Raw genomic sequence first — 26677 nt, forward strand, 5'->3', positions numbered from 1 at the left:
ATTTTACTTCAGCGGCGGGTCACACCGCCAAATCGGCCCGGTCAGGACCGGCAGGCCTTGATCAGGGTCGCCACCTCCTTGGAGACGGCCGCCGCGAACAGATCGAGGTCGGGGACCGCCTCGGCGTCGGCGACGAGGCCGTAGTGGACACTCCCCCGGTAGGTGGAGACCGCGACCGCCAGGGAGTGGCCGGGGGCCAGGGGGGCGAAGGGGAAGACGGCGGTGAGGGGGTGGCCGCCGAGCTTCAGGCCAAGGCTGGGCAGGGGCACACTGGTGACCAGCAGGTCGAACCAGAGCCGGGCCGCCTGGCCGACCAGGGGCCCGCCGAGCCGGTGGGCGAGGGCGGGGACGTGGTCGGCGAGCAGGGCGACGGCGCCCGCGCCCCGGTTGGGGCCGGCGTCCTTGTTGCGATCCATGGCGTCCCGGACCGCGGCCAGGCGGGCCAGCGGGTCCGGATCGTCGACCGGAAGCCGTATCAAGTACCCGGAGAGCCGGTTGCCCTGCGGGTACGCCGTACGGGGGCGGCGCTTGGAGACGGGGATCAGCGCGCGGGGCGCGACGCCCTCGGCGCTGTCGCCGCGCTCGTCGAGCCAGCGGCGCAGCGCACCCGCGACGACGGCGATGAGCACGTCGTTGACGGTGCCGCCGACGGTCTTGCGGATGCGATGGATGTCATCCAGGTCGAGCACCACTCCGGCCGTGCGGCGGGTGCCGCTCGGCTCGCAGGTGAGCGCGGGGGTGGAGCGCACGTCGAGGGAGGAGCGGGCGACGGAGGCGCCGATGTCCAGGGCGCGGCCCAGGTCGGACAGGGCGCCGCGCATCATCGCGGGCAGATCGCGTACGTCCGGCACCAGAGCGCGCGGGGTCGCGGCGGGGCGGGGCCGGGGCGGAGGCATGTCCATGGGGTCCATGACGCCCGCCGCGAGGGTCAGCGCCCGCAGCCCGTCGGCCAGGGCGTGGTGGAACTTGAACAGCACCGCGAAGCAGACGCCGTCCTCACCCGGCAGCACATGGGCTTCCCAGGGCGGCCGGTCGCGCTCCAGGGGGCGCCCCATGAGCCGGCCCGCCACCGCGTGGAAATCGGCGGTGGGAGCGTGCAGCCGTACGTGGTTCAGCGGGTCGAAGTCCGGGTCCGCCTCGCGGGCCGCGCCACCGAAGGCCAGCGGCCGCCGCAGGGCCGAGGGCAGCGGCTGCCACACGTCGCGGATGCGCATCCGCAGCCCGGGGACACCGGCGGCCCGGGCCGCGAGCAGGTCCGCCGCGTGGGCGCCCGCGGCGGGCGAGTGGGCCGAGAAGACCCCGAGCGCGCCGAGGTGCATCGGGTGCTCGGCGGACTCCAGGTTCCAGAACGCCAGGTCGAGAGGAGCGAGCAGATCAGCAGTCAAGGGCTTGCCTCGCGTCGACGACGGGTGGGCCAGCAGTCAACCGCCCCCAGCCGATTACGGTCAAGTACGATCAGGCTACGTACAGTTAACAGCAGATTAAGTCCCGCCCCGGCGAAGGGGGCGGGACTTATGGTGCATGTGCCGTCAGTTCAGCACAGGTTGCGTCGCCGGGCACCTCGTGGGAGTCACCCGGGAGGCGTCATGGATCGATGATCGACACGCACGCCGCGCCACGCGTATGTCAGGACAAGATGTTCACGCCGTCGGGCGTCAGGTGACCAACTGCCCCTTGCCCAAGGCGATGACCCCGCCCTTGGACACGGTGTACAGCTCCGCGTCCCGCTCGGGGTTCACGCCGATCGTCGCGCCCGGCGGCACCTCGACGTTCTTGTCGAGGACGGCACCGCGCACCACCGCGCCCCGGCCGATGTGCACGTTGTCGTGCAGCACCGAGCCCTGCACCACGGCCCCCGGGTCGACCACCACGCCCGGCGACAGCACGGAGCGCGTGACCTGCCCGCGCACCAGGCAGCCGGCGCTGATGATCGACTCGCTGGCGATGCCACCGGCGTTGAAACGGGCCGGCGAGAGCTGGTACGAGTGCGTGTAGATGGGCCAGCTGCGGTTGTACAGGTTGAAGGCGGGGCGTTCGGCGATCAGGTCCATGTGGGCCTCGTAGTAGGCGTCCAGCGTCCCCACGTCCCGCCAGTAGCCCTGGTCGCGGGTGGTCTCGCCGGGGACGTGGTTGGCGCTGAAGTCGTACAGCGCCGCCTCGCCCCGGTCGGTGAGCTGGGGCAGGATCGAGCCGCCCATGTCGTGCACGGACGACTCGTCCTCCGCGTCCCGCTTGAGCGCCTCGATGAGGGCCTTGGTGGTGAAGATGTAGTTGCCCATCGAGGCGAACACGCAGTCGGGGTCGTCCGCCAGACCGGGCGGCGCCGTGGGCTTCTCGAGGAAGCGCTCCACCGTCTGCCCGTCCGAGCCCGGCGTGATCACCCCGAAGGACGAGGACTCGGCGCGCGGCACCCGGATGCCCGCCACCGTCACCCCCGCGCCGCTCTCGATGTGCTGGGCGAGCATCTGGCGCGGGTCCATGCGGTAGACGTGGTCGGCGCCGAAGACGGCGACGTACTCGGGCTGCTCGTCGTACACGAGGTTCAGCGACTGCAGGATCGCGTCGGCGCTGCCCAGGTACCAGCGCGGGCCGAGGCGCTGCTGGGCGGGCACGGGCGTCACGTAGTTGCCCAGCAGGTTGGACATCCGCCAGGTGGTCGTGATGTGCCGGTCGAGCGAATGCGACTTGTACTGCGTCAGGACGCAGATGCGCAGGATGTCGCCGTTGACGAGGTTGGACAGGACGAAGTCGACCAGGCGGTACGTGCCGCCGAAGGTCACCGCCGGTTTGGCCCGGTCCGCGGTCAAGGGCATCAGCCGCTTGCCCTCGCCGCCCGCCAGCACGATCCCCAGGACCGAAGGACCACCACCACGCATGGCCGCTCCCCTCACGCCGATTTCCCGATGCCTGCCCCTGAGCAGTACCCACTAAGCCTGTTTGACGATCTCCTCGTAGAGCCGGACCGTGCGGCGGGCCACCGCGTCCCAGCCGAACTCGCCGACCGCGCGTTCCCGCCCGGCCTCGCCCATCCGCCGGGCGGCCGCCGGATCGGCCAGGACGGTGTCCATGGCCCGGGCGAGCCCCGCCTCGAAGTCGTCGCCGGGCGGGACGAGCAGCCCGGTCGCGCCGTCGTCCACGACCTCGGGGATGCCGCCGACCGCCGAGGCCACCACCGGCGTGCCGCAGGCCATCGCCTCCAGGTTCACGATGCCGAGCGGCTCGTACACCGACGGGCAGACGAAGAGGGCGGCATGCGTGAGGAGCTGGATCACCTCCGGGCGCGGCAGCATCTTCGGGATCCAGAACACCCCGTCGCGGACCCCGCTCAGCTCCCCGAACAGCTCGCGGAACTCCTGGTCGATCTCCGGCGTGTCCGGGGCGCCCGCGCACAGCACCACCTGCGCGGCCGGGTCGATGGCACGCACCGCGCGCAGCAGGTGGGGCACGCCCTTCTGCCGGGTGATCCGGCCGACGAACAGCACGTACGGGCGGGAGCGGTCCAGGCCGATCCGGTCCAGGGCGTCCGTGCCGGGGTCGGGCCGGTAGAGCGTGGTGTCGATGCCGTTGTGCACGACGTGGACCCGCTCCGGGTCCAGCGCCGGGTAGCAGCCGAGGATGTCCTCGCGCATGGCGCCGGACACGGCGACCACCGCGTCGGCGGCCTCGATCGCGGTGCGTTCGGCCCAGCTGGACAGTTCGTAGCCGCCGCCGAGCTGCTCGGCCTTCCAGGGGCGCAGCGGCTCCAGGGAGTGCGCGGTCATCACGTGCGGGATGCCGTACAGCATCTTGGCGAGGTGACCGCCGAGATTGGCGTACCAGGTGTGGGAGTGGACGAGCTCGCGGCCTTCGAGGGCGGCGGCCATGGCGAGGTCGACGGAGAACGTGCGCAGCGCGTCGTTGGCGCCGTCGAGCGCGGACCAGGGCCGGTGCCTGCGCACACCGTCGGCCCGGCCCTCGCCCCAGCAGTGCACGTCCAGGTCGACCAGTGGTCGCAGCTCGCGGGCGAGGAACTCCACATGGACACCTGCACCGCCGTACACGTCCGGCGGGTACTCCCGGGTCAGCAGTCCGACGCGCACCCGCAACTCCCTGCTCTCAGCGGCCGTTCCCTTTCATGGTCACCCAGATGAGGCGCGTGGGGAAGAGCGGGGCGGCCGTGGGAAGCAACAGTCGCCGCAGACACCCCCTCCGGGGACCCGGTAGTAGAGGCAGCAGCTGCGGCGCCGGAAGGCGGTCCCGGTGAGGGTTCCGGTGCCGGTGAGCCGGGGGTCCGCGAGAAGTTCCGCGGCCAGGGAGCGGGCCCGGACGGCGATATCCGTACGGCCGTGCCGCCGGGCCCAGCGGTCCAGTTCCCGGGCGGCGCCCGCCAGCGCGGAGGCGGCGTTGCCCCGCAGCAGGCCGGAGGCAAGCCCGTGACGGGCGCGCAGGGCCGCCGCCAGGGGGGCGAGGTGGCCGTCCAGGACGACGTCCGCGACCGTCGGCGCGTCACCGGGCAGGGGCGTGACCTCCGTGAGCCACAGGTCGTCGGGGGCGCTGCCGTCGGCGTCCCAGCGCAGCAGCCGGGCGTCCAGGTCGGGGACGCGGCCGTACAGCGCGGCGCAGCCGAGGGCGACCGACCAGAGCCGGGCCGCGAGACCCTGGTGGGTCACGGACGCGGCGACCCGCAGCTCCGGGACCCGCAGGGCGGTCGCGACCTTCCGCACGCGAAAAATCAGGGGATTTCCTGACACTTCTGGTGTCGTTGTGGCATACGCCTGTGCCAGAGTGGGAAGGGACCCGGCCGCTGCTCCTCCCGTGCGCAGCACGAAGAAGCCGGCGAGCGGGCGGAGCGCGGCGAGGTCGGGGTCGAGGTCCACGAAGAGCAGTAGTACCAAGGCCCCTAGGGGACGCGATCCGGTGGCCCCCCACCGGACCCGCCCACCCTGGGGATGACGGTGCTCCCCGCGTACTCCATCGGCAGTAGGACCCAATGAGTGCTCAGGGACGACGACGGGAAGACCTGGACACGGCAGGGTGTTGGTCATGAAAGCCCACCTTTCGCCGCGTCGGGCCGATCGCCCCCGCCTCACGCAGAGGAGCAGCCGATGAGCGCCCTCGCGTTGTCCGTCCTGCTGTCCCTCGTCTCCGCGTTCGCCTACGCGGGCGGGGCGATCGTGCAGGAGCGGGTGGCGGAGTCCTCGCCGGGTGAGCAGTACGCGCCGCTGCGCCGGCCGGGCTGGTGGGCGGCGGTCGGGCTGAACGGTTTCGGTGGACTGCTGCACGTGGTGGCTCTGGCCTACGGTCCGCTCAGCCTCGTGCAGCCGCTCGGCGCACTGACCATCGTGGTGGCTCTGCCCATGGCGGCGCTGTTCGTCGGCCGCAAGGCCGGTGCCACGGCCTGGCGGGGCGCGGTCATGGCGACGGTGGGGCTCGCCGGTCTGCTCTCCCTGGTCGCCGCGTCCGACACGCGGTCGCTGGACACGGCACAGCGCGTGGCCGTCGCCGTCGTCACCGCCGGTGTGGTCGTCTCGCTGATGATCGCCGCCCGGGCGGCACACCGGCACCCGGCGGTGCGCAGCATGCTGCTGGCGACGGCCTCGGGTATCGCGTTCGGCATGTCCTCGGTGTTCACCAAGACCGTCGCCGTCGACTGGACCGGCGGTGTGTCGGCGGCGGACGTGCCATCCCTCGCCGTGATCGGCGTCCTCGCCACGGCCGGCATGCTGCTGTCGCAGGCCTCCTACCGGGGCGCCGGCCTCGCCGCCCCGCTGGCCACGCTGACGGTCGTGAACCCGGTGGTGGCGGCCGCGGTGGGCATCACGATGTTCGGCGAAACCTTCCGCTACGGCACCACCGGGACGGCGCTCGCGCTGAGCTGCGGTGTGGTGGCGGCGGGTGGCCTGATCCTGCTGACGACGGAGCGGCTCGCGCACGGGCAGCCGGCGGATGCGGCACCCGAGCCGGTGGCCGGGGCCGAGCCGATCGAACCACCTCGGTCCGGCGCGGCCCCCGAGCCGGCGGTTGTGCCGGAGCAGGTCGCGGCATCGCAGCCCGGGGTGGGGCCCCGGACCGTCACGGCGCCCGAGCCGATGGCTGGGTCCGGGCCGGTCGCAGCCGTGGCCGAGGCCGCGGGTGGGCGGCCTCTCGGGGAGGATGTGTTCGTGCCCGGGCCCGGACCGCGACCGGCGGCGGCCGTGCTCGTACCCGGGCCGGAGGCGCGGCTCGCGGTACTCCCGACGGGGCCGGGGGCGGTGGCGGCACCCGTTGCGGATGCCGCGCACGAGAACGGGGAGCCGTCGACGGCAGCCGACGACGAACGCCCGCTCTCCCACGTCCCCTTCTACGGCATCCCCTACGTCCCACTCCCCACCGTCGACCGGCACCGCATGCGCGTCAGATTCTGACGCCGCCGGCCCGCAGGTACGCCACCGGGTCGACGTCCGAGCCGAAACCGGGCCCCGTCCGCACCTCGAAGTGCAGATGCGGGCCCGAGCTGTTGCCGGTGGAACCGGAGCGGCCGATGCGCTGGCCGGCACTCACCGCCTGCCCGTCCCGCACGGAGATCGCGGACAGATGGGCGTACTGGCTGTACCGGCCGTCGGAGTGCCGGACCACGACCTGGTAGCCGAACGAGCCGCCCCACCCGGCACTCACGACAGCGCCCGCCGCGACCGACTTGACCGAGGTACCCGTGGGCACGGGGAAGTCGATGCCGGTGTGGTAGCCCTTCGACCAGGAGGAGCCCGCCTTGCGGTAGGGCGTCCCGAGCGAGGCGCCGACGGGCGCGACGAGGCCCTGCCGGGTGGCCGTGGACCGGCCGGCCCGCTCGTCGGCCTTGTCCCTGGAGCGCTCCTTCGGCCGCTCCTTGGCGCGTTCCTGTACCGGCTTCTTCGTCGACGGCTCGGCCGACGGAGCCGGCTCGTGCGCCGGGCGCGTCTTCGTGGCACCCCCGCCGCGCAGCGCGAGACGCTGGCCGGGCACGATCAGGTCCGGGTCGGACCCTATGGCCGAGCGGTTGACGGAGTACAGGCCCCGCCAGCCGCCCCGCACCTTCTGCTCGTCCGCGATGCCGGAGAGCGTGTCACCGCGGACCACGGTGTACATCTCGGCGTTGCCCGCCCGGGACTGCGGCGTGGACTGCGGCCGCACCTCCTCGAGGGTGGTCTTCTTCTTCGCGTCCCTCTGTTCGGTGCGCTCGGCCTGCCTGGTGCGCTCGGCGGCCGGCCGGACGCCGGGCTCGCCTCCGCCCCGCGTCAGTCCGGCCCGTACGGAGCAGACGGGCCACGCGCCCGGGCCCTGCCCGTCGAGCACCTTCTCCGCGACTGCGATCTGCTGGTCCTTGCTCGCCAGGTCCGCGCGTGCCGCGTAGGCCCGGCCGCCGTAGGCCTCCCAGGTGGACTGGGTGAACTGCAGTCCACCGTAGAAGCCGTTGCCGCTGTTGATGCTCCAGTTGCTGGTGGACTCGCAGGCGGCGACCTTGTTCCAGGTGTCCATGTCCGCCGCCTGAGCGGCGCCTGCGCCCATGAACGGCAGTGCCATGCCCGCGCCGCCCGCCGTGACGGTGAGTGAGGCGCGGTTGATCCTGTTCGGCTGATACCGGCGGTGCCGGCCGCGTACGGCCATCGAAAGCCCCCCTAGACATGCGTCAGGAGGGGCAAAAGTAAGCGCTGCGAACCGGCCAGAACAAGACGGCTTTTCGCCGCCCGGGAGCCCAAATGGCCGGTATGAGGCCCCTGTTGCGCGACGTGCGCCTCGGTGGCGCACCGTGTACGGCACCCGGTGCGCGGGTGCGCCGTGCGCGGGGGCGCGTGCGTCGGCTGAGTGCGGCGGGGCTCTGGTCCGTATCAGCCTGCGCGATGTCGTGCGACCCGCGCGTGCGCACGAGGTAGTGGCACGTCAGGATGGTCGACGGGGGCATGCTTGTGGGGCCCCCACCGGCAGCACCGATACCGAGGTCTTTAGGAGCGAACCGAATGAGCAGTACAGCGCAGATCGGCGTCACCGGTCTCGCGGTCATGGGCCGCAACCTCGCCCGTAACTTCGCCCGCAACGGCTACACGGTCGCGGTGCACAACCGGACGCCCGCGCGTATGCACGCCCTGGTGGAGGAGTTCGGCGGCGAGGGGGAGTTCGTCGCGTGCGAGAGCGCCAAGGACTTCGTGGCGGCGCTGGAGAGGCCGCGGCGCCTGGTCGTGATGGTGAAGGCCGGTGAGCCGACCGACGCGGTGATCCAGGAGTTCGCGCCGCTGCTGGAGCCCGGCGACATGATCATCGACGGTGGAAACGCGCACTTCGCGGACACCCGGCGCAGGGAACGGGACCTGCGCGAGCAGGGCATCCACTTCGTCGGCATGGGCGTCTCCGGCGGTGAGGAGGGCGCGCTGAACGGCCCGAGCATCATGCCGGGCGGCCCGAAGGAGTCGTACGACTCGCTGGGCCCGATGCTGGAGAAGATCTCGGCGAAGGCGGCCGACGGCACGCCGTGCGTGTCGCACGTCGGCCCGGACGGTGCCGGGCACTTCGTGAAGATGGTGCACAACGGCATCGAGTACGCGGACATGCAGCTCATCGGCGAGGCGTACCAGCTGCTGCGGGACGTCGCCGGGTACTCCCCCGCCGAGATCGCGGAGATCTTCCGGACCTGGAACCGGGGCCGTCTCGACTCGTACCTGATCGAGATCACGGCCGAGGTGCTGTCGCACGTGGACGCGGAGACGGGCAAGCCGTTCGTGGACGTGGTGGTCGACCAGGCCGAGCAGAAGGGCACCGGCCGCTGGACCGTGCAGATCGCCCTGGACCTGGGTGTGCCGGTGTCGGGTATCGCCGAGGCGGTCTTCGCGCGCTCCCTGTCGGGTCACGCGGCGCTGCGGGAGGCCTCGCGCGAGCTGGCCGGCCGGAAGGCGAAGCCGCTGAGCGAGGCCGAGGCCGGGGCGTTCGCGGACCGGGTCGAGCAGGCGCTGTACGCGTCGAAGATCGTGTCGTACACGCAGGGCTTCCACGAGATCGACGCGGCCCGCGACGAGTACGGCTGGGACATCGACCTCGGCGCGGTGTCGGCGCTGTGGCGGGGCGGCTGCATCATCCGCGCGGCGTTCCTGGACCGGATCCGGTCCGCGTACGACACCCGGCCGGATCTGCCCAGCCTGCTGTCGGACGCGACGTTCGCCCAGGAGATCGCGGACGCCCAGGACGACTGGCGTGAGGTTCTGGTCGCGGCGACCCGTCAGGGTGTCCCGACGCCCGGCTTCGCCGCGGCCCTCGCCTACTACGACGCCCTGCGCGCGGAGCGGCTGCCGGCGGCGCTGACGCAGGGGCAGCGGGACTACTTCGGTGCGCACACGTACCGCAGGGTGGACCGGGACGGGTCGTTCCACACGCTGTGGGGCGGGGACCGGTCGGAGACCTCCGCGTAGGCGCTGCCGCCGGGCACGGCGGCGTCGGTGGTTCCCCGGTGGAGCCGCCGACGCCGTTGGTATCCTCGCAGCTCGTCAAGTGATGCAACGGGGGCGGGGTTGTCGGGGGGCGGGAAAAAGATTAGGCCGCGTCTGGTCTTCGTACACGGCGTGGGCGGGCCGCGTGACGTGGTCGCGGAACATGGCGCGTGGCTGAGCGCACTGGCCGACGGCGCACGCGCCGCCGGCCACTCTCGGAGCGTGCCCGGCCTGCTATCGGGTGCGTCGGCTGACGTCCGGTTCGCCTACTACGGTGACCTCTTCCCCGGAAACGGCGCCCGGCCGGCGGCAGTGGAAGCCGAGCCGTCCGAGGCGGAGGCGGTGGTCGAGCTGTTACTGGAAGCCGTCGACGAGCGTCTCATCCGGCCCCAGGACGACCGGGAGGCGCGGGTGCTACGCCGGGCCCGGGCTCAATTGGCCCCGGAAGGGGATCAGCAGGGCGCCGGCGATGTCCTGCGGCGTGCGCTGAACGCAGCGAACACGCTGCTGGCGCTGCCGCCTCTGCGCAGGGTGGGCGGTCTGCTCAGCGCCGGCATCATGGTCCACCGTCTCGGCCAGGTCAGGGCCTATCTGGCGCGCAGACACCCGGACGGCTCGGGGATGAGCCTGGACAGGCGCATCCGTGCCCGCGTCGCCCGAGAACTGCATGGCGAACACCCCAGCGTCGTCGTCGCCCACTCGCTGGGCACGGTGGTCGCCTTCGAGACCCTCCACGAACACCAGGGCACGCTGCCGCTCCTCGTCACTCTGGGATCGCCGATGGGGATGCGCACAGCGGTACGCCCCCGGATGCTTCCGCAGCCTCTGCGGGTCCCCGCCAAGGTGGGATCGTGGCTCAATTTCTGGGACCGCGACGACTTCATCACGGGACAGCCACTGCTGGAGCGGTGCGTAGCCGCGAACGCGTCCGGCGTGCTCCCGGTGAGCAGACGGATCGACTCCGACGGGATCTGGGTCCACCCCGCCGCCAAGTACCTGGCCCAGCCGGGCGTCGCGGGGCCGGTGATCGAGGCGCTCGAGGCAGTCCCGCCCGTATGACTGCTCCTTTCCCGCCCCGGCGCCTCCTGGTCATCGCGCCGCAGTGTCCGGATCTCGGCCTCCTCGAGGGTCTGGAAGAAGCGGCGGACTCACTGCACACCGCCCTCATGGACCGCCGGCTGGGAGGGTGCGAGCCGGCAGATCCGGGTGGGACCTCGTTGCTGACCGGTGCGTCGGTCGGTCAGGCGCAGATCGAGAGCGCCGTGCGGGACGCTGCCGAGCGCGCGGGGCGTGCCGGTGCCGTACTGGTGCTCGCCTTCGTGGGTCACGGCAGCACCCTGGGCGGGCTTCCCCGGCTGTTCCTCATGGCGGGTGACTCCCGCGCCGACTCTCCGACCACGGTCGTGGACGTCGGCGGTCTGCTCGCCCGCGCCCTGGACACGCCGGGAGTGGAAGGCGTCATCGCGCTTGTCGACACCTGTCACGCCGGCGGCGCGACGCCGGACATCGCCGTGCTGGGTGCGGGAGTGCGCAAGGGCGCGACCAAACTGTCCCTGCTGATGTCCGTCGGCGTCAACGAGGACGCCTACGGACTCGCTTTCACGCACGGTCTGGTGGACGTCCTGCGGGACGGGGTCCCCAGCGCGGGCGAGTTCCTGTCGGCGGAGGATGTGCGCCATGCCGTGAACGCGGCGGCGAACACGGGGGCCCGCGTGGTCGTGTCCGACGGCGACCCGTTCGGACGGCATCCCTGGATCGCGCGGAACGCCCGCTACGCCGTTCACCGGGACGGGACTCTCCTCGGGCCGATCGGCGAGCAGGAACTGACCTGGGCGCTGCTTCCGCTCCGTGAGGACGTGCCGTCGGCCTCGCCCTCCTGCGTGGCGGATCTGGAGCGCGTACGCCGCGCGCTCCAGGACCTGCGGCAGGCAGGCGGCCACAGCGTCGCCGACGTGACATACGGGCTGTACGTCGTCGACGGCCTGCTCGACGTGCTCCGCACCACCGAGCTTCTCCTCTCATGGCCCGGCGCTCCGTTGACGTCCGTCCGCCTCAAGCGGGCGTCCGCTACGGCGGGCGGCGGCACGGGCTGTTCGCCAGAGATCATGGGCGGCCGGCTGCTGCGCGACTGTGTGGAGTTCTTGCGCCTCCACGCCCCACGGGTGGGCGGCAGCAGCACGGCGCCGCTGGCCCTGTTCGTCGCCGCACTCGGTACGGAAGACGGCCTGGGGCCCCGGACGCCGGAACTGTCGGCGTGGGCCAGGGACACCGGTGCTGTCGTGGAACTCAACGATGCCTTCACCACGCTCGCGGAACGGGACGCCGAGGACCGGCTGCGCCTGGTGGTCAGTCTGCACGCGGCGATCGCCGACGAGTGGCCGGACACCCTGCTGGCCTGGCTGCTCGACCGGGGCGAACCGCTGGCGCACCAGGAGTTCCCCTGCCCTCCCACACAGCCCGGCGTCGAACAGCAACTCGCGGCCACGCTGCGGTGGGCCACCCGCCAGGCCCGGCAGGTCGGCACCAGGGTCAAGCGTGTCGAGATCGCCGCGCCCTCGGCGCTCCTGGCGCGCTGGCGCCCCGAGGAGACGAACCTCGGCCTGCGGCTAGGCGTCATGCACGACGTGGTCCTGCGCTGGAGCGACAGGCTGAGTCCGCCGGCCCACCTCTACTGGATCAACGACTACGCCCGGGAACGGCTCGCCGCCATGAAGTCCGGCGACGGCGCACCCCTGGACTGGCTCGGCGAGGAGGAGACCCACCAGGTCGAGGAACTGACGGCGAAGCTCTTCAACGGTTGCTACGAGCGGGCACTCGCGCTGAGCCATCGGCCCGACCGGCTGGAGGACGTTCTGCAGTGCCTGCTCGCCCACGCGCCGATCGTGCTGTGGCCACAGGACCGGGGTGATCTGCCGGCGGAGTCCCGGAACAGCGTGGAGCGCTACTGGGACCGGCTGCCGGGCGAGTTCAGCGTCGCCTACCGCCATGCCTGGCGTGAGGGCGCGGGGCAGCAACGGCCGACGGTGGGCCGGACGGATCTCGCGCGACTGAGATCCGTCTGGCTCGACACGGAATGGCTGGACTTCTGCGACTGGTTCGAGAGCCGCCCGACCGATGGAGAGAACACGATATGACCTGGAGCCCCTACTACGTCGGTGACGGCAGGCCCCGCGAAGTCGACCTCGGCGATCCGCCCCCGTGGCGCAGCTTCCCCCGCAGGGCCCACCACGAGCAGTTTCAGCCGCCTCCGGGTCTCGTCGAAGCGGTCAACGCGGCGCTCACGCTGTGCCGTCCGCTGCTCGTGACCGGCGCGCCCGGCTCGGGCAAGTCCACGGTGATCGAGCAGGTGGCGGCGGAGCTGCGGCTGGGTACGGTCCTGCGATGGCACATCACGTCCCGCAGCACCCTCGCGGACGCCCTGTACCGATACGACGCGCTGGGGCGCATCCACGCGCAGCGGCTTCAGGGTGCGGCGGGCAGCGACGACATCGCGCCGTTCCTCCAGATGGGCCCCCTGGGCACGGCGTTGCTGCCTGGCAAGCGCCCCCGCGCCCTGCTGGTCGACGAGATCGACAAGAGCGACCTCGATCTGCCCAGCGACCTGCTCTACGTACTGGAGCGCGGGGAGTTCGAGGTCCCGGAGCTGGCCCGCTACCGGGACGACGTCGTCGACGTACGTGAGTGGCAGAGTGAGCGCCGTCATCCCGTGATGAAGGGCAGGATCCGGTGCGACACCTTCCCCTTCATCGTGATGACGAGCAACGGCGAACGGGACTTCCCGGCCGCCTTCCTCCGACGCTGCATCCGCTACTCGATGCCGATGCCGACGCTCGAGTCCCTGCACCGGATCGTGGCGGCGCACTTGGCGGTCGAAGAGGGGCAGTCCGGGCCGGTCGACGCCTTGATCGAGGGGTTCGTGGCGCGGCTCGCGGCGGGCGAGAGTCTGGCCGTGGACCAGCTGCTCAACGCGGTGCACGTGCTGACCGGGACACAGGCTCCGAGCGGTGAGGCGGCCCGGAGCGTCACCGAGCTCATCCTCCGTGAGCTGTCCGGTGCCTGAAGGACTCGTACAGGGGACGGCGGCGCTCGACCGGGCGGTGTCGGCACTGCGTGCCGTGGTTCCGGAACTCGACGCGTCAGGCCTCGCGGACATCCTCTGGCTGGCCTCCCGCATGGCTCCGGCGTCTTCGGCTACGCCACCGGAAGGAACGCGGGCCCCGGCTGCGGCGCCCACACCGGCCGACGTGCCGGGGGACGCCGCGGGGCCCGGCCCCTCGGCGCCCCGACCGGACCTGCCGTCCGCCCCGCTCGGCGACCGCGCTGCCGCGGGGGCACTGCACGAGCGGCTGCCCGGTTCAGCGTCACGGGTCCGCGGCCACGCGGTCGGCGTTCCCCGGGGCGCGGCGTTGCCGGGCGCACTGCGGGCGGCCCGGGCACTGCGTCCGTGGAAGCGGCCGTGGCGCGCCGGGCGGCATCGCGCCCTGGACTTGGCGGCGACCGTGGACGGCTATGCCCGCAGTGGGGAACTGGTCCCGGTCTTCACCGCAGCGCCGGAGCGCTGGTTCGACCTGATCCTGGTGGTCGACCGCTCCCCGTCCATGCACGTCTGGCGGGAGACGATCGACGACTTCGCCGGGATACTGACCCAGGTCGGTGCCTTCCGTACCCTCCGGGTCCTCGATCTGCAGTTCGGCACCGACGCCGGCGTCGAGCTGTACGACCCTCAGGGCCGGCCGACTCCGGTCGGACGGCTGTCCTCGCCGCACGGGCGTCACTTGCTGCTGACGGTCTCCGACGTCGCGGCCGGAGCCTGGCGCACGCCGGACATCTGGCGGCAGCTACGGACCTGGGCACGGTCCACACCGGTGGCCCTGCTCAACCCGCTCCCGGCCAAGCTGTGGCGACGTACGGGCCTGAACCTGCCGACGGTGCGGGTCACACCAGGCCCGCCCGGGGCGGTCAACGCCGAACTCGCCTTTTCACTCCCGCCGTTGCTGCCGGGCCAGGGTGGCGCGGGTGGCTGGCTCCCGCTTCCTGTGCTGTCCCTGTCTCCCCACTCGTTGGACCGCTGGTCCCGCACGGTGATGCAGGCGACGCCCGAGGGCTGCGCGGCCGTATTGCTCCCGCCGGACGGTCACGTACCGGATCAGGGCCTCCTCAGTCCGCCGGCGCCCCCGGGAGGCGAAGCCCGTGCCGAGAGGTTCCTTAGGGTCGCCGCGCCCTCGGCCGCCCGTCTGGCTGTCCTGTGCTCCCCGTTCGACCGGCTCAGCCTGGCGCTGCTGCACGTGATCCGCCAGGAGCTCGTTCCCGCGGCGACCACGGCGGACATCGCCGAGGTGCTGACCTCAGGTCTGTTCGCACTGGACACCTCACCTGAAGGTTCGGTGACTCTCGCCCCTGCGCAGCAGGCACAGGCCCGCCTTCGGCAGGATTTGGCACAGCACGAAGTGTGGCGTCTGCACCGCGCATTGGACCGGCGTCTGGCCGAGGAGGGCGGCGGCCGGGGCAGATTGCCCGCGGTGGTACGCGGGCAGGAGGGGACGGACGACTTCCCTGCCGGGTCGGCGCCATTCGGGCATGCGGTGCAGCGTACGCTGGAACTCCTTGGACTTCCCGCCCCTGTCCCCCGCGACGACACCACGGTCCTCGCGGTGCGCCTTGCACTGGCCATGCTGCCCGTGGACCGGCTTCCGACGCCACAGGAGTTGTCCACCAGCGTGGACAGGGTGATGGACGTACTCACCCGTCAGGGCATCGCGGTGGACCGCGCCGCCCTTACGAGGGAAATGGAGACGAGGGTCGCCGTCTTCGCCGCCCCCTCCGTCGTGAGCCTGAACGACCCGACCGGCCACCAGCCGTGGCTGAATGGCGAGGAGCGGGGTCACGAGCAGCATGTGTGGGAGCTGCACCGGTGCTACCTCGAGCAGGTCCGGAGCCTCACGCCTCATGAGGTCCACCGGATCGACGAGAGCACGGACGTAGTACTGGGCCGTCTGGAGGATCCACGCCGCGCAGGGCCCTGGCTGCGATCGGGACTGGTTATCGCGCCTGAACAGTCGAGTAAAGAAACACACCTCATCGGTCTTGCCGCCAAGGCCATCGACGCCGGGTACCGCCTGATCGTCGTCCTGGCCGGCACGAGCAACGCCGCACGGATGCAGACCCAGGTACGCGTCGACGAGGGGCTGCTGGGCTACGACAGCGCTCGGCTGGAGGGTGTCTCCGGGACCGGACGCGTTGGCGTGGGGACGGTGAGTCCTGCGACGCCGGTCCTCCTCTCGGTGACGAACCGAACGGAGCAGGGCGACTTCTCCCCGAGGACCACCGGCTGGCTCAGCCTGCCACGGGAAACCTTCCCTCTGCTCTTCGTGATCAAGAAGAACCAGCGGATCATCGACTCCCTGCGGGAGTGGCTCACCCACCGCAGCGCCACCATCGACCCGGGCACCGGACGTGAGGTCGTCGGCGATTCCCCCCTGCTCGTAATCGATGCCACCGACGGTCCCCGCGTGGCCTCGGTGGACGGCAACGCCCGGCCCGCCGAGGCGAGCCTCCGTGCTCTCCTCGGCCACTTCGCCAAGGCCGCCTACGTCGCCTACTCCGCGACACCGTTCACGGCCCTCCTCGACCCGGGCGAGACCGGTCGCGAGGATGCGCCACGGCTGTTTCCGGGCAGCTTCGTGTGCAGCCTCCCGGTCCCGCCGGGCTACCTGGGGCCGGAGCGCGTGTTCGGCACGCCCGAGGATGCCCCGGGCGGTCCGAGGGCGGCGGCGCTCCCCCTCGTACGGCATGTGACGGACCAGGAACCGTGGATGCCTGTCCCGCACCACGCCAGGCATGTGCCGGTCGGTGAATTGCCCGGCTCCCTGCTCGAGGCACTCAACGCCTTCGTCCTGGCCTGCGCCGCACGCCAGGCACGTGGGCACCTCGGCGTGCACAACTCCATGCTGGTATCGATCAGCAGATTCACCAGCGTGCAGGAGCACGTGTGCGGACAGCTGGCAGAACGCGTCAGGGTCATCGCCGGCGCCCTGCGCGACAGCCACAGCCTCGGCGCGGCCCGGCTGATGGACGAGTTCCGGCAGCTTTGGCGGGCGGACTTCCTGCCCACCACCGATGTGTTCCCCGGTGCGGTGGCCACGCGGGTTTCCTGGGACGAGGTCGCCCCCCACGTGCCACCCGCCGTCCGGAAGATGCGTGTCATGGCGTTCAACAGCGTCTCCCGGAGCGCGCCCGCCTATGAGGAGAACGCCGCCGAGGGCCTCAACGTGGTGGCTGTGGGCGGTGCGAAGCTGGAACGGGGGGCCAATCTGGAGGGGCTGACCGTCGGCTACCAGCTGAGGTCCGCGGGGGCCTACGACGCAATGGGCCGCATGGGCGGCTGGTTCGGTTACCGCGTCGGCTACGAGGACCTGTGCCGGCTCTACACGACGCCAGACCTCGCGGCCGCCTACGCCCACCTGGCGTCGGTGACCGGAGAGCTGCGCAGGGACTTGCAGGACGCAGCCGAGATGGGTTTGACCCCACAGGACCTGGCGCTCCGGATCCGCGACCCGGGGACTGCCCAGGTCGGACTGCGAACGGACGCTCAGGACGAGGTCAGGCCGTTCGCGGACTACGCGGGGAGGACGGCGGAGACCGTGCGCTTCAGCATGTCGCGCGCTCATGCTCACGTCAATTTTCGGGTGTTGGAGGCATTGGTTCGATCCCTCGACGGCCACGCGCCCGGAGACGTCGACCCCGCCAATGGAAGCATCAGGTGGCGTTCCGTGCCGGTGACACCGGTCCTGGAGTTCCTCGACGCGTATCTGCCCGGCCATCGCCACCACCGGCAGGTGTCCCGTGCCGTAGCCGAATATGTACGTCGGCGCGCGGCCAGTGGGGCGCTCATGAGCTGGACCGTCCAGCTCATGAGCAGGTCAGCGGCGTTGCAGGAGGTCGACGTGGCCGGTCACCGCATCGGCCCGGTGGTGCGCAGGCCCCGTTCCGTGGCACCCGAGGGGACCTACACCGTGGGCCGCCTGCTCAGCCCCCGTGACGAATGCAGGGACCTCGACGCGGACCAGCTGCGCACGGCGCTGGAGGTCACCCGCTCCAGGAGGGCTGCACGGCGGGGTGCGGTGGGCGAGCAGCCCTTCCCGCACGTTCCCGCCGTCCACGCCATTCGTGCGGTACGGCGTGCCGACCAGCCCCTGCTGACGATCTATCCCCTGCTGCCCCCGGCCCACGAGGGTGAACACACAGGACTCCCCGTGGTGGGGTTCGCCGCGAGCTTTCCCTACGACCCGGCCGGGGCCGGGGTGGCCGGAGTGGTGCCCGGCTGAGCGTCGGGCACGTCACCAGACGGGCCTTTCAGGACAGGGGCGGTCCCGGCTCGGGGTGCGGCACCGGCTCCGGTCCCGGGGGGATCGGGGACGGGTCGGGGCCCGGCACGGGGTCGGGGCCCGGGGGCGCCGGCGGGGTGGGCGCGGGCGGCGGAGGGGTCGGCTCCGGGCCCGGCGGGGGCTGCGGGTTCGGCACCGGATCGGGATGCGGGTCCGGGTGCTGGGGATCCGGGCCCGGTGTCGGCGCCGGGGGCACAGGATCGGGAATCGGGTTCGTCATCAGGTCCTCCAGCCAGTGGGTCGACTCCGGCTCTGGACTAATCCCCGCCTACCCGGCCCCCGCGCCGGCAGTCACTCGACCGCGGGACCGGCGTGGACCAGGTGGGGGGAGGCCGGGGCGGGGTGCCGCCGCGGAGAGCGGGACCGGGTCAGAAACGCCCCGGGTGGGCCCTCAGCCAGTCCTTCGCCGCTCCGAGCAGGTCCTCATCGGCCGCCGAGGCCTCGTCGGGGTGACGTTCGGCCCACTTGGTGACGTACGGACAGAGCGAGGCGACCGCGCTGTGCTCGCGGCCGGCGAGGGCGTACAGCTCGCGTGCGAGCGACCCGGCGATGCCCTTGCCCTCGTGGGCCGGCTCGACGATCGTGTGGACGGGCACGAGCGCGCGCTCGGGGCTTTCGAGCACGAAGTACTCGATGCGGCCGACGACTTCACCGCCGGACACGGCCACCAGTCGGCCCGCCGCCCGGTCGTCGCGGATCTCCGGGTCGCTCATGGACACACTCCTTCTCTGCTCTTCTGCTTCGCATGGGCCGGTCAGGCCCCGACGGCCTGCGGGCTGCGCTGCTGGTCCGAGCCGGGCACCGGCTCGGACGGGTCGGCGCCCAGGGCCACGATCCGGTTGTCGCGGTCCACGTGCACGACCCGGGGGGCGAGTGCCCGCGCCTCTTCATCCGTCACCTGGGCGTAACTGATGATGATCACGAGGTCGCCGGGGTGGACGAGATGGGCCGCGGCCCCGTTGATCCCGATCACACCGGACCCGCGCTCGCCCTCGATGACGTACGTCTCCAGCCGGGCGCCGTTGGTGATGTCCACGATGTGCACGAGTTCACCGGGCAGCAGATCGGCGGCGTCGAGCAGGTCGGCGTCGATGGTCACGGATCCCACGTAGTGCAGGTCGGCCTGGGTGACGGTGGCTCGGTGGATCTTGGACTTGAACATGGTACGAAACAAGGCAATACTCCCGATTCATCTGCTCCCTGCCTGCTTTCCGCAGGTCAAGGGCGGTCTTCGGAGCGTACAACGATCCGCATGTTCGGTCAGCTGTCCCGAGGTGTTTCAGGACTCACATTGACCGCTCGATCGCAGGAGACTCCCAGCGAGGGAACCCCGTGGGCACGGCCCCGGCCGTCTCAGGAAGGTTCCCCGGGTGCCATCCGCACCCAATGCGACAGACACGGCGCGTAGTGCGGGAAGGCCACGGCCCGCCGGCTCCCCGGCGACAAGTTCCTGGACGGACGGCTGATCGGAACACGGTAAGGCCGCCTTATAGGGCTGCCTTATAAGGCACATCGGGATTGAGTCTTGGACGTGCTGCCCGGCCCACTGCTGCAATCGGCCGTATGACGAACCAGAACCGCTGGAGCTGCTGGGCCATACCGAGGGCCAGTACGAGCACCTGCACCCCAACGGGGACGTCAACCTCGGCCAGTCGACGAACGAGGTCTATCCGACCGCGGTCAGGATCGCGGCGGTGTTGCGGTGCACGGCCTGCTCAGGTCCATGCTCGAACTCCAGGACGCCTTCGCCGCCAAGGCGGTCGAATTCCGAAACATCGTCAAGGTGGGCCGCACCCAGCTCCAGGACGCGGTCCGGATGACGCTCGGTCAGGAGGTCTCGGCGTACGCCGTCATGATCGAGGAGGACCGCAGCCGGCTCTCCGAGGCCGTAGAGCTGATCCAGGAGATCAACCTCGGTGCCACCGCGATCGGCACCGGTCTCAATGCCCCCGCCGGCTACGCCAAGGCCGCCCGCCGGGCTCGGCGAGATCGACCTGCCGCCCGTACAGGCTGGTTCGTCGATCATGCCGGGCAAGGTCAACCCTGTGATCCCGGAGGTCGTCAACCAGATCGCCTTCGAGGTGATCGGCAACGACGTCACCATCACCATGGCGGCCGAGGCCGGACAGCTCCCGCTCAACGCCTTCGAGCCGATCATCTGGCACTCCCTCTCGAAGAGCATCACGCACTTTCAGCGCGCGTGCCTGGCGCCGGCCGAGCGGTGGGTCGCGGAGATCACGGCCAGCACCCACGCGCTGCGGGCGGCGGTGGAGAACTCGATCGGCCTGGTCACCGCCCTCAACCCGGACGTCGGCTACCAGGCGGCGACCGGCATCGCCCAGGAGGCCCTCGCCGCCGGACGCGGGGTCGCCGAACTCGTCATGGACAAGGGCCTGCTGCCCGCCGGCGCCCTCGCCGAGCTGCTCCGTCCCGAGGCCGTCGCGAGACCCGGTCAGCCCCTGGTGTGACGTGATCGAGCGCGACCCCGACTGACGTATCCCCTCCCGACCAACCGTAGTAGAGCAGGAATTCGCCATGTCCCTACCCCTCCATGCCCAGACGCTGCCCGTCCCCGAGGCGGCGGTGCTGGAAGGGCTGCCCCCGGTGCGCGAGGCGAACGCCGCGGAAGTGGCCGCCCGGATATCCGGCGGACCCCGTCTCGTCGTCCTCGACGACGATCCGACCGGCACCCAGACGGTCGCCGACGTGCCCGTCCTGACGTCCTGGACGGTGGACGACCTGCGCTGGGCGCTGCGCCAGGACAGTGCCGTCTTCTTCGTCCTGACCAACACCCGCAGTCTGTCGTCCGAGGACGCGGCCGCCCGCAACCGCGAGGTGGTCCGCGCCCTGCACGCGGCCGCCGCGGCCGAGGGCACCGGCTACGTCCTGGCCAGCCGCGGGGACTCGACTCTGCGCGGCCACTTCCCGCTGGAGACCGATGTCCTCGCCGAGGAGCTGACCGGGCTGGGCGCGGGTGCTCGGGACGGTGTGGTGCTGGTCCCCGCCTACATCGAGGCGGGCCGGCTGACCGTCGGCTCGAACCACTGGATGCGGACCGCCGACGGACTGCTCCCGGTCGGGATGAGCGAGTTCGCCCGTGACGCCACCTTCGGTTACCGCAGCTCGTCGCTGCCCGAGTGGGTCGAGGAGAAGACGGGCGGACACGTCCCCGCGGACGAGGTCCTGCGCGTCACGCTCGACGACCTGCGCGGCGGCGGCCCGGCGCACACGGCGCGGCTGTTGTCCTCGCTGCGCGGCGGACGGGTGGCCGTCGTCGACGCGGTGTGCGACGACGATCTGCGGGTGCTCGCCCTGGCCCTCGCGGAGGCGGAGCAGAACGGCGCGCGGCTGCTGTACCGGGTCGGGCCGTCCTTCGTCAGGGCCCGCGCCGGACAGGCCGGGCGGGCACCGCTCACTCCGGCCGAACTGCGCCCGCTGCACGGGGACGCGCCGCACGGTCTCATCGTCGTCGGGTCCCATGTGGCGCTGACGACAGTGCAGTTGGACCGGCTGCGGGAGCGGGGCGGGATCGCCGAGTACGAGCTGGACGTGGCCCTGCTGCTCGACGAGGAGCGGCGTGAGGCCCACATCGCCGAGGTCGCGGCCGCGGCCGCCGGCGCGCTGGACTCGGCCGACGCGGTGATCCGCACCTCTCGCGTGCTGGTGACGGGCGCCGACGCCAACGACAGTCTGGCGATCTCCCGCCGGGTCTCCGCCGCGCTCGTTCAGGCCGTGCGCCAGGTCAACGCCACCCGGCGGCCCGCTTTCGTCGTCGCCAAGGGCGGTATCACCTCCAGCGACACCGCCACCCACGGCCTGGGGATCCGCCGTGCCTGGGCCCGGGGCACGCTGCTGCCGGGCATCGTCTCGCTGTGGGAGCCGGTGGACGGCCCCGCCGCCGGCATCCCTTACATCGTCTTCGCCGGGAACGTCGGGGGCGCCGACGCCCTCGCCGACGCCCTCGACCTGCTCAGGAGTGCCTGATGCTGCTGCACGGAACCGATGCTCTGAAGGAGGCCGCGGCCGCCGGCCGCGCCCTGCCCGGGTTCGTCGCCTACAACCTGGAGACCGTCCAGGGCATCGCGGCGGCCGCCGAGGCCGCCGGACAGCCGGTCGTCATCCAGGCGGGCTCCAGTCCCTTCAAGCACGCCGGGCGCGAGGCCCTGATGCGGCTGGCGCTGGACGCCGCCGCGCGCTCCACGGCCTCTTTGGGGGTGCACCTCGACCACAGCCGGGACCTGGACGAGATCACCGCCTGCCTCGAGGCGGGTTACACCTCCGTCATGGTCGACGGCTCCCACCTGCCGTTCGCCGAGAACATCGCGTTGACGAAGGAGGCGGTCCGCCGGGCCCGCGACCACGGCGCCTGGGTGGAGGCCGAACTCGGCGCCCTCCCCGGCGACGAGGACGTCTCCACCGACGCCGTCGCCCACAGCGCGGCGATGACCGATCCGCGGCAGGCGGCCGAATTCGTGGCCGCGACGGGCGTGGACGCGCTCGCCGTCGCCGTCGGCAACGTCCACGGCTTCACCGGGCATCCGGTCCGCCTGGACCTGGAGCGGCTGGCCGCGGTCCACGAGGCCGTGACCGTCCCGCTCGTCCTGCACGGCGCCAGCGGTCTGCCCGTCGAGGAGCTGCACGGCGCCCTCGTCCGAGGCGTCGCCAAGGTCAACGTCAACGCCGAACTGCGCCGCGCCTACCTGGAGGCCACCCGCGTGACCCTCCCGTCCGCGTTGCCCGGCGCCGACGTCGTCTCCCTGTGGAGGGCGGGCCGCGACGCGGTCCGGGACGCCGCCCTGGATGTCATCGGCCGCCTGAGCCCCCGCACCGTGGGGGCGAACGCATGACCTGAACGCGGCCCCGCCGTCTCGAGCCCACCGCACCGGCGGCAGCCTCGTCCACCCTCCCGGCCGTGCGCGCTGCGCGCGGTTCGCACCGCTCTGCCCCGCACTCTCGTGCCCTCCTGGGCACGCGGGCCGACAACACACCCTGCTGGAGCCATCATGTCCACCACTGCCACGATCGCCGTACTGCACACCAGCCTGCTGTTCGTCGACGCCGATTCGGTCATCAACGAGTACCTCTCGGAACTCGCGCCGGACGCCAGGGTCCTGCACTTCGTTGACAGCGACGTGCTCGCAGCCGTGGTGCGCGACGGCGAGATCTCGCCTGCCAGCACGCAGCGCATGGTGCACCTGGCCCAAGCCGCGCAGGCCGCGGGCGCCGACGTCATCTTCTCCGCCTGCTCCTCGGTCGGCCCGGCCATCGACGTGGCCCGGCGCCTCGTCTCCGTCCCGATCGTCAAGATCGACGATGCGATGACCGCGTCCGCGGTCGAGACCGCGGACGCCGTCGGCGTCCTTGCCACGGTCCCCACGACGCTGCCGCCGACCCGTGCCCTCGTCGAGGAGAAGGCCCGGGCGGCCGGCCGCGACATCACCGTCCAGGAGCTGCTCTGCGAGGGCGCCTTCTCGGTGCTGATGTCCGGTGACCGCGACCGCCACGACGCGATGGTGCTGGACGGGGCACGGGCGCTGGCCAAGGAGGTCGACGTGATCGTGCTGGCCCAGGCCTCCATGGCACGGCTGGCTCCCGCGATCGCCGAAGCGGTCGGCAAGCCCGTGCTCTCCAGCCCGCGCAGCGGAACGGCGAACGCGGTGCGTGTGCTGCGTGAGCAGACGGCTGAACCTGCCCATGCCACAGGGAGGGCCTGGGAGAACACGGAATGGCAGGGAGGCTGCGGAGCTAGGTGATTCAACCACTGACCGTGGCCGTCCCCGGCCGGAACACAGGAGCCAGCATGCCGAGGTTCGCAGCGAACCTGTCCATGATGTACAACGAACACGACTTCCTCGACCGCTTCGCCGCGGCCTCGGCCGATGGCTTCCAGGGGGTCGAGTACCTCTTCCCCTATGCGTACGACGCCGCCGAGCTGCGCCGCCGGCTCGACGACCACGGCCTGGTGCAGGTGCTCTTCAACGCACCTGCAGGAGCGTGGGAATCCGGAGAGCGCGGGACGGCGGCACTGCCCGGACGTGAGGCGGAGGTGCGTTCCGGGGTGGACCGGGCGCTGGAGTACGCGGCGGTGCTGGCCTGCCCTCGGGTGCACCTGATGGCCGGGCTGGTCCGACCGGACGCGACGCCGGTCGAGCGGGCCAAGCACCGCGACACCTACCTGACCAGCCTGGCCTGGGCCGCGGAACGGGCCGCCGCGGCGGGGGTCGACATCCTGATCGAGCCGATCAACGGCCGCGACATGCCCGGATACTTCCTGAGCACCCAGGCCGAGGCCCACGCCGTGGTGCAGGAGGTGGGAGCCTCCAACCTCAAGGTGCAGCTCGACCTCTACCACTGCCAGATCGTGGAGGGCGACCTCACCACGACGCTGCGCCGCGACCTGCCGACCGGCCGGGTCGGTCATCTGCAGATCGCGGGCGTGCCCGACCGGGGTGAGCCCGACCAGGGCGAGTTCAACGTCCGCCACCTGCTCGACGTGGTCGACGAGCTGGGCTTCAACGGGTGGACCGGCTGCGAGTACCGCCCCCGCGCCGGCACGAGCGAAGGTCTTGGCTGGCTCGACGACTACCGCAGCCACCGAGCAGAAGGCGCACGAGGATGAGCGGTACGGCCACCCCGAGCCTCCTCGTCACCGTCACGGTGTCCGGGCCGGGCGCCGGTCGCATCGAGACCGCCTACGCCCTGCTGTCGGACCTCATCGCCATCCACCAGCACCACGCCGACGACTACGCCGCGCCCACGCGCCCCGTTCTGAAGGAGACTCACCGTGCCTGACACCGTCGTACCCCCCAGCATCGAACTCGGCGCCGACACGGCGCCCGTGCACAACCCCTACACCGGTGAGGTCATCGCCTCGGTCCCGACCGTCGACGCGAACGCCGTCGGCGGCATCCTTCAGCAGGCCAGGTGCGGGCGCCGCACCGCGGCCGCGCTGTCCCGCGCCTCCCGGGCCGGGGTCCTGGAACGCGCCGCCCACCTGGTCGAGCGGCGCGCCGAGTCCTTCGCCCTGCTGATCGTCACCGAGGCGGGCAAGACGCTCACCCAGGCCCGCAAGGAAGTCGCCCGCGCGGTCAACACCCTGTCCCTGTCCGCAGCGGAGGCACGGCGCAACGCCGGCGAGGTCATCCCCTTCGACTCCTACGAGGGCTCCGAGAAGCGGCAGGGCTGGTTCACCCGCGAGCCGCTGGGCATCATCGCCGCCATCACCCCGTTCAACGACCCCCTCAACCTGGTCGCCCACAAACTCGGCCCGGCCATCGCCGGGGGCAACGCGGTCATCCTGAAACCCTCCGCGCTGACACCGCTGTCCGCCCTGCGCCTGGTCGACACCCTCATCGAGGCCGGCCTGCCCGAGGAGATCGTCACCGTCGTCAACGGCAACGCGGGCATCGGTGCCGCGATCGTCTCCTCCCCCGACGTGCGCATGGTGTCCTTCACCGGCGGGTTCGCCACAGGCGAGGCCATCTCCCGCACCGCCGGCCTGAAGAAACTCGCCATGGACCTGGGCGGCAACGCCCCGGTCATCGTCATGGACGACGCCGACCTCGACGAGGCCGTCGCCTCCTGCGTCTCCGGCGCGTTCTGGGCCGCCGGCCAAAACTGCATCGGCACCCAGCGGATCCTCATCGCGGCCCAGGTCTACGAGCGTTTCCGCGACGCCTTCGTCGCCCGTACCCGGCGGCTGCGCCTCGGCGACCCGCTCGACGAGCGCACCGACGTCGGCCCCATGATCACCCCGGAAGCCGCGGCCGCCACCCGGGCCAAGGTCGACACGGCGATGGCCCAGGGCGCGGTCCTGCTGTGCGGCAACGAGATCACCGGCGCCCTGTACGCGCCGACCGTCCTGGAGGACGTCCCGGCGACCTGCTCCATCTGGCAGGAGGAGGTGTTTGCGCCGGTCGTCGCGCTGCAGCCGTTCACGTCGTTCGAGGACGCCATCGAGCAGGCCAACGCCATCGACTACAGCCTCCACGCGGGCATCTTCACCTCCCGCCTGGACCGCGCCCTGAACGCGGCACGGCTGCTGGAAGCCGGCGGCGTCATGATCAACGACTCCTCCGACTACCGCTTCGACGCCATGCCGTTCGGCGGATACAAGTACGGCAGCATGGGCCGCGAAGGTGTGCGCTTCGCCTTCGAGGAAATGACCCAGCCCAAGGTCGTCTGCATCAACCACATCACCGACGTGGCGCGATGACCGCCTTCCGCGCCGCGCGCGACTCCCGCGCAACGGCGCGGCCGGAGGAATTGTCAGATCTGTCGATGGGGCGCACCTGACTGTCTGCTGCATCAGCCTCATGCATGCAGCTGGAACAACCGACTGGCGCCCTGACAACGAAAGGGCGCCTCGCACCTGCGACGATCTGGACTTTCTGTTCAGCTGGCCTGCGCAATCATGCTCGGTGCGACGAACATCTTGGAGGCCGAGCAACTCCAATACCACTGGCGGGCGGTGCTCGGCGGACCGGTCTCGGAGAGCACGTTGCGCCGTGCTCTGGCGGCGATCGGCGCCCCCGTCGCAGGCCGGATCCCGGTGTGCGGCCGCGAGCCGGCCAACTGGTACGTCCTCGACCTGGACGCGACCATCGTCACCTGCGTCAGCCGCGAGGAGGGCGCGCCTTCAAGGGCAGCTTCGGTCACAGGCCGCTGGGTGCGTGGGTGGCCAATAGCTGGGTGACCGGCTGGGCCGTCAACGCCCCGGACGAGCAGGCCATCGCGCTGCTGTGCCGGCGAAAGTGCGGACGGCCGCGCTGCGGCAGGACGGCAAGATCCACGCGATCAAGGGCCCGCGGCGACATGGTTCCTCACCAGGTCGCCGAGCTGACCGGCCCGCGCGACCTGCCGGCTGGCCGACCGGGATGCGGC

At 71.7% G+C, this 26677-nt stretch carries 19 protein-coding genes and 1 pseudogene; 13 read left to right on the plus strand and 7 right to left on the minus strand.

All coding sequences use genetic code 11. The features are described from left to right. Positions 1-41: 41 nt before the first annotated feature. The 4 genes from AB0F04_RS00945 to AB0F04_RS00960 form a co-directional block, all read right to left on the minus strand. Complete coding sequence (locus AB0F04_RS00945) at positions 42-1385, minus strand: wax ester/triacylglycerol synthase family O-acyltransferase (RefSeq protein ID WP_362036324.1); 1344 nt, start codon at positions 1383-1385, stop codon at positions 42-44. A 270-nt stretch (positions 1386-1655) separates the two neighbouring features. After that, positions 1656-2876 carry a glucose-1-phosphate adenylyltransferase gene (glgC, locus tag AB0F04_RS00950; RefSeq protein ID WP_362036326.1) on the minus strand — a complete coding sequence of 407 codons (1221 nt, stop codon included), beginning with the start codon at positions 2874-2876 and terminating at the stop codon, positions 1656-1658. Between the two features lie 51 nt (positions 2877-2927). Further along, complete coding sequence (gene glgA / locus AB0F04_RS00955; protein ID WP_362036328.1) at positions 2928-4079, minus strand: glycogen synthase; 1152 nt, start codon at positions 4077-4079, stop codon at positions 2928-2930. Positions 4080-4118: 39 nt separating this feature from the next. Next, positions 4119-4856 carry a (2Fe-2S)-binding protein gene (locus AB0F04_RS00960; RefSeq protein ID WP_362037292.1) on the minus strand — a complete coding sequence of 246 codons (738 nt, stop codon included), beginning with the start codon at positions 4854-4856 and terminating at the stop codon, positions 4119-4121. Positions 4857-5084: 228 nt separating this feature from the next. Between AB0F04_RS00960 and AB0F04_RS00965 the strand changes: the two genes are divergently transcribed. Next, positions 5085-6383: a DMT family transporter gene (locus AB0F04_RS00965; protein ID WP_362036330.1), complete on the plus strand. Its 1299-nt coding sequence runs from the start codon at positions 5085-5087 to the stop codon at positions 6381-6383. Here the strand turns inward: AB0F04_RS00965 and AB0F04_RS00970 are convergent. Then, positions 6373-7602: a transglycosylase family protein gene (locus tag AB0F04_RS00970; RefSeq protein WP_362036332.1), complete on the minus strand. Its 1230-nt coding sequence runs from the start codon at positions 7600-7602 to the stop codon at positions 6373-6375. The two genes, AB0F04_RS00965 and AB0F04_RS00970, sit on opposite strands and share 11 nt — an antisense overlap. Before the next feature lie 350 nt (positions 7603-7952). On the opposite strand from AB0F04_RS00970, the gene gndA reads away from it, so the two are divergent. The 5 genes from gndA (at position 7953) to AB0F04_RS00995 (ending at position 17734) form a co-directional block, all read left to right on the plus strand. Further along, on the plus strand, positions 7953-9392 hold the full coding sequence (gndA, locus tag AB0F04_RS00975; RefSeq protein WP_362036335.1) for an NADP-dependent phosphogluconate dehydrogenase: 1440 nt from the start codon (positions 7953-7955) through the stop codon (positions 9390-9392). A gap of 240 nt (positions 9393-9632) precedes the next feature. Next, a complete protein-coding gene (locus AB0F04_RS00980) occupies positions 9633-10469 on the plus strand; it encodes an alpha/beta hydrolase (RefSeq protein ID WP_362036337.1) in 837 nt (278 codons plus the stop codon). Further along, entirely contained in the window at positions 10466-12544 is a 2079-nt protein-coding gene (locus AB0F04_RS00985; protein ID WP_362036339.1) for a hypothetical protein, read from the plus strand. Before AB0F04_RS00980 ends, AB0F04_RS00985 begins: the two co-directional genes overlap by 4 nt. Beyond that, the gene (locus tag AB0F04_RS00990) at positions 12541-13470 is read left to right on the plus strand and encodes a MoxR family ATPase (protein ID WP_362036341.1); all 930 of its coding nucleotides are present in this window, start codon (positions 12541-12543) and stop codon (positions 13468-13470) included. The genes AB0F04_RS00985 and AB0F04_RS00990 overlap by 4 nt, the downstream gene beginning before the upstream one ends. Then, positions 13463-17734: a Z1 domain-containing protein gene (locus tag AB0F04_RS00995; protein ID WP_362036342.1), complete on the plus strand. Its 4272-nt coding sequence runs from the start codon at positions 13463-13465 to the stop codon at positions 17732-17734. Before AB0F04_RS00990 ends, AB0F04_RS00995 begins: the two co-directional genes overlap by 8 nt. A gap of 428 nt (positions 17735-18162) precedes the next feature. Here AB0F04_RS00995 and AB0F04_RS01000 read toward each other — a convergent pair whose 3' ends face one another. Together AB0F04_RS01000 and panD are read right to left on the minus strand one after the other, a co-directional pair. Further along, positions 18163-18507, minus strand: coding sequence for a GNAT family N-acetyltransferase (locus tag AB0F04_RS01000; RefSeq protein ID WP_362036344.1), 345 nt, complete (start codon positions 18505-18507; stop codon positions 18163-18165). Between the two features lie 41 nt (positions 18508-18548). Continuing rightward, a complete protein-coding gene (gene panD, locus AB0F04_RS01005) occupies positions 18549-18968 on the minus strand; it encodes an aspartate 1-decarboxylase (RefSeq protein ID WP_362036346.1) in 420 nt (139 codons plus the stop codon). A 406-nt stretch (positions 18969-19374) separates the two neighbouring features. On the opposite strand from panD, the pseudogene AB0F04_RS01010 reads away from it, so the two are divergent. From AB0F04_RS01010 to AB0F04_RS01040, 7 genes and pseudogenes are all read left to right on the plus strand, one after another. Continuing rightward, a pseudogene (locus AB0F04_RS01010) lies at positions 19375-20262 on the plus strand (lyase family protein); the annotation flags it as partial. A 67-nt stretch (positions 20263-20329) separates the two neighbouring features. Then, the gene (locus AB0F04_RS01015; RefSeq protein WP_362036348.1) at positions 20330-21778 is read left to right on the plus strand and encodes a four-carbon acid sugar kinase family protein; all 1449 of its coding nucleotides are present in this window, start codon (positions 20330-20332) and stop codon (positions 21776-21778) included. Continuing rightward, on the plus strand, positions 21778-22641 hold the full coding sequence (locus AB0F04_RS01020; protein WP_362036350.1) for a class II fructose-bisphosphate aldolase: 864 nt from the start codon (positions 21778-21780) through the stop codon (positions 22639-22641). Before AB0F04_RS01015 ends, AB0F04_RS01020 begins: the two co-directional genes overlap by 1 nt. Before the next feature lie 156 nt (positions 22642-22797). Next, positions 22798-23547 (plus strand): aspartate/glutamate racemase family protein, encoded by a 750-nt coding sequence (locus AB0F04_RS01025; protein WP_362036352.1) that lies wholly within the window; start codon positions 22798-22800, stop codon positions 23545-23547. A 47-nt stretch (positions 23548-23594) separates the two neighbouring features. After that, a complete protein-coding gene (gene otnI / locus AB0F04_RS01030) occupies positions 23595-24413 on the plus strand; it encodes a 2-oxo-tetronate isomerase (RefSeq protein ID WP_362036354.1) in 819 nt (272 codons plus the stop codon). After that, positions 24410-24586: a hypothetical protein gene (locus tag AB0F04_RS01035; RefSeq protein ID WP_362036356.1), complete on the plus strand. Its 177-nt coding sequence runs from the start codon at positions 24410-24412 to the stop codon at positions 24584-24586. The genes otnI and AB0F04_RS01035 overlap by 4 nt, the downstream gene beginning before the upstream one ends. After that, positions 24579-26009, plus strand: a complete 1431-nt coding sequence (locus AB0F04_RS01040) for an aldehyde dehydrogenase family protein (RefSeq protein WP_362036358.1) — start codon at positions 24579-24581, stop codon at positions 26007-26009. The genes AB0F04_RS01035 and AB0F04_RS01040 overlap by 8 nt, the downstream gene beginning before the upstream one ends. Positions 26010-26677: the final 668 nt, after the last annotated feature.

It is taken from the genome of Streptomyces sp. NPDC029041 (assembly GCF_040637515.1).
GTDB lineage: Bacteria > Actinomycetota > Actinomycetes > Streptomycetales > Streptomycetaceae > Streptomyces.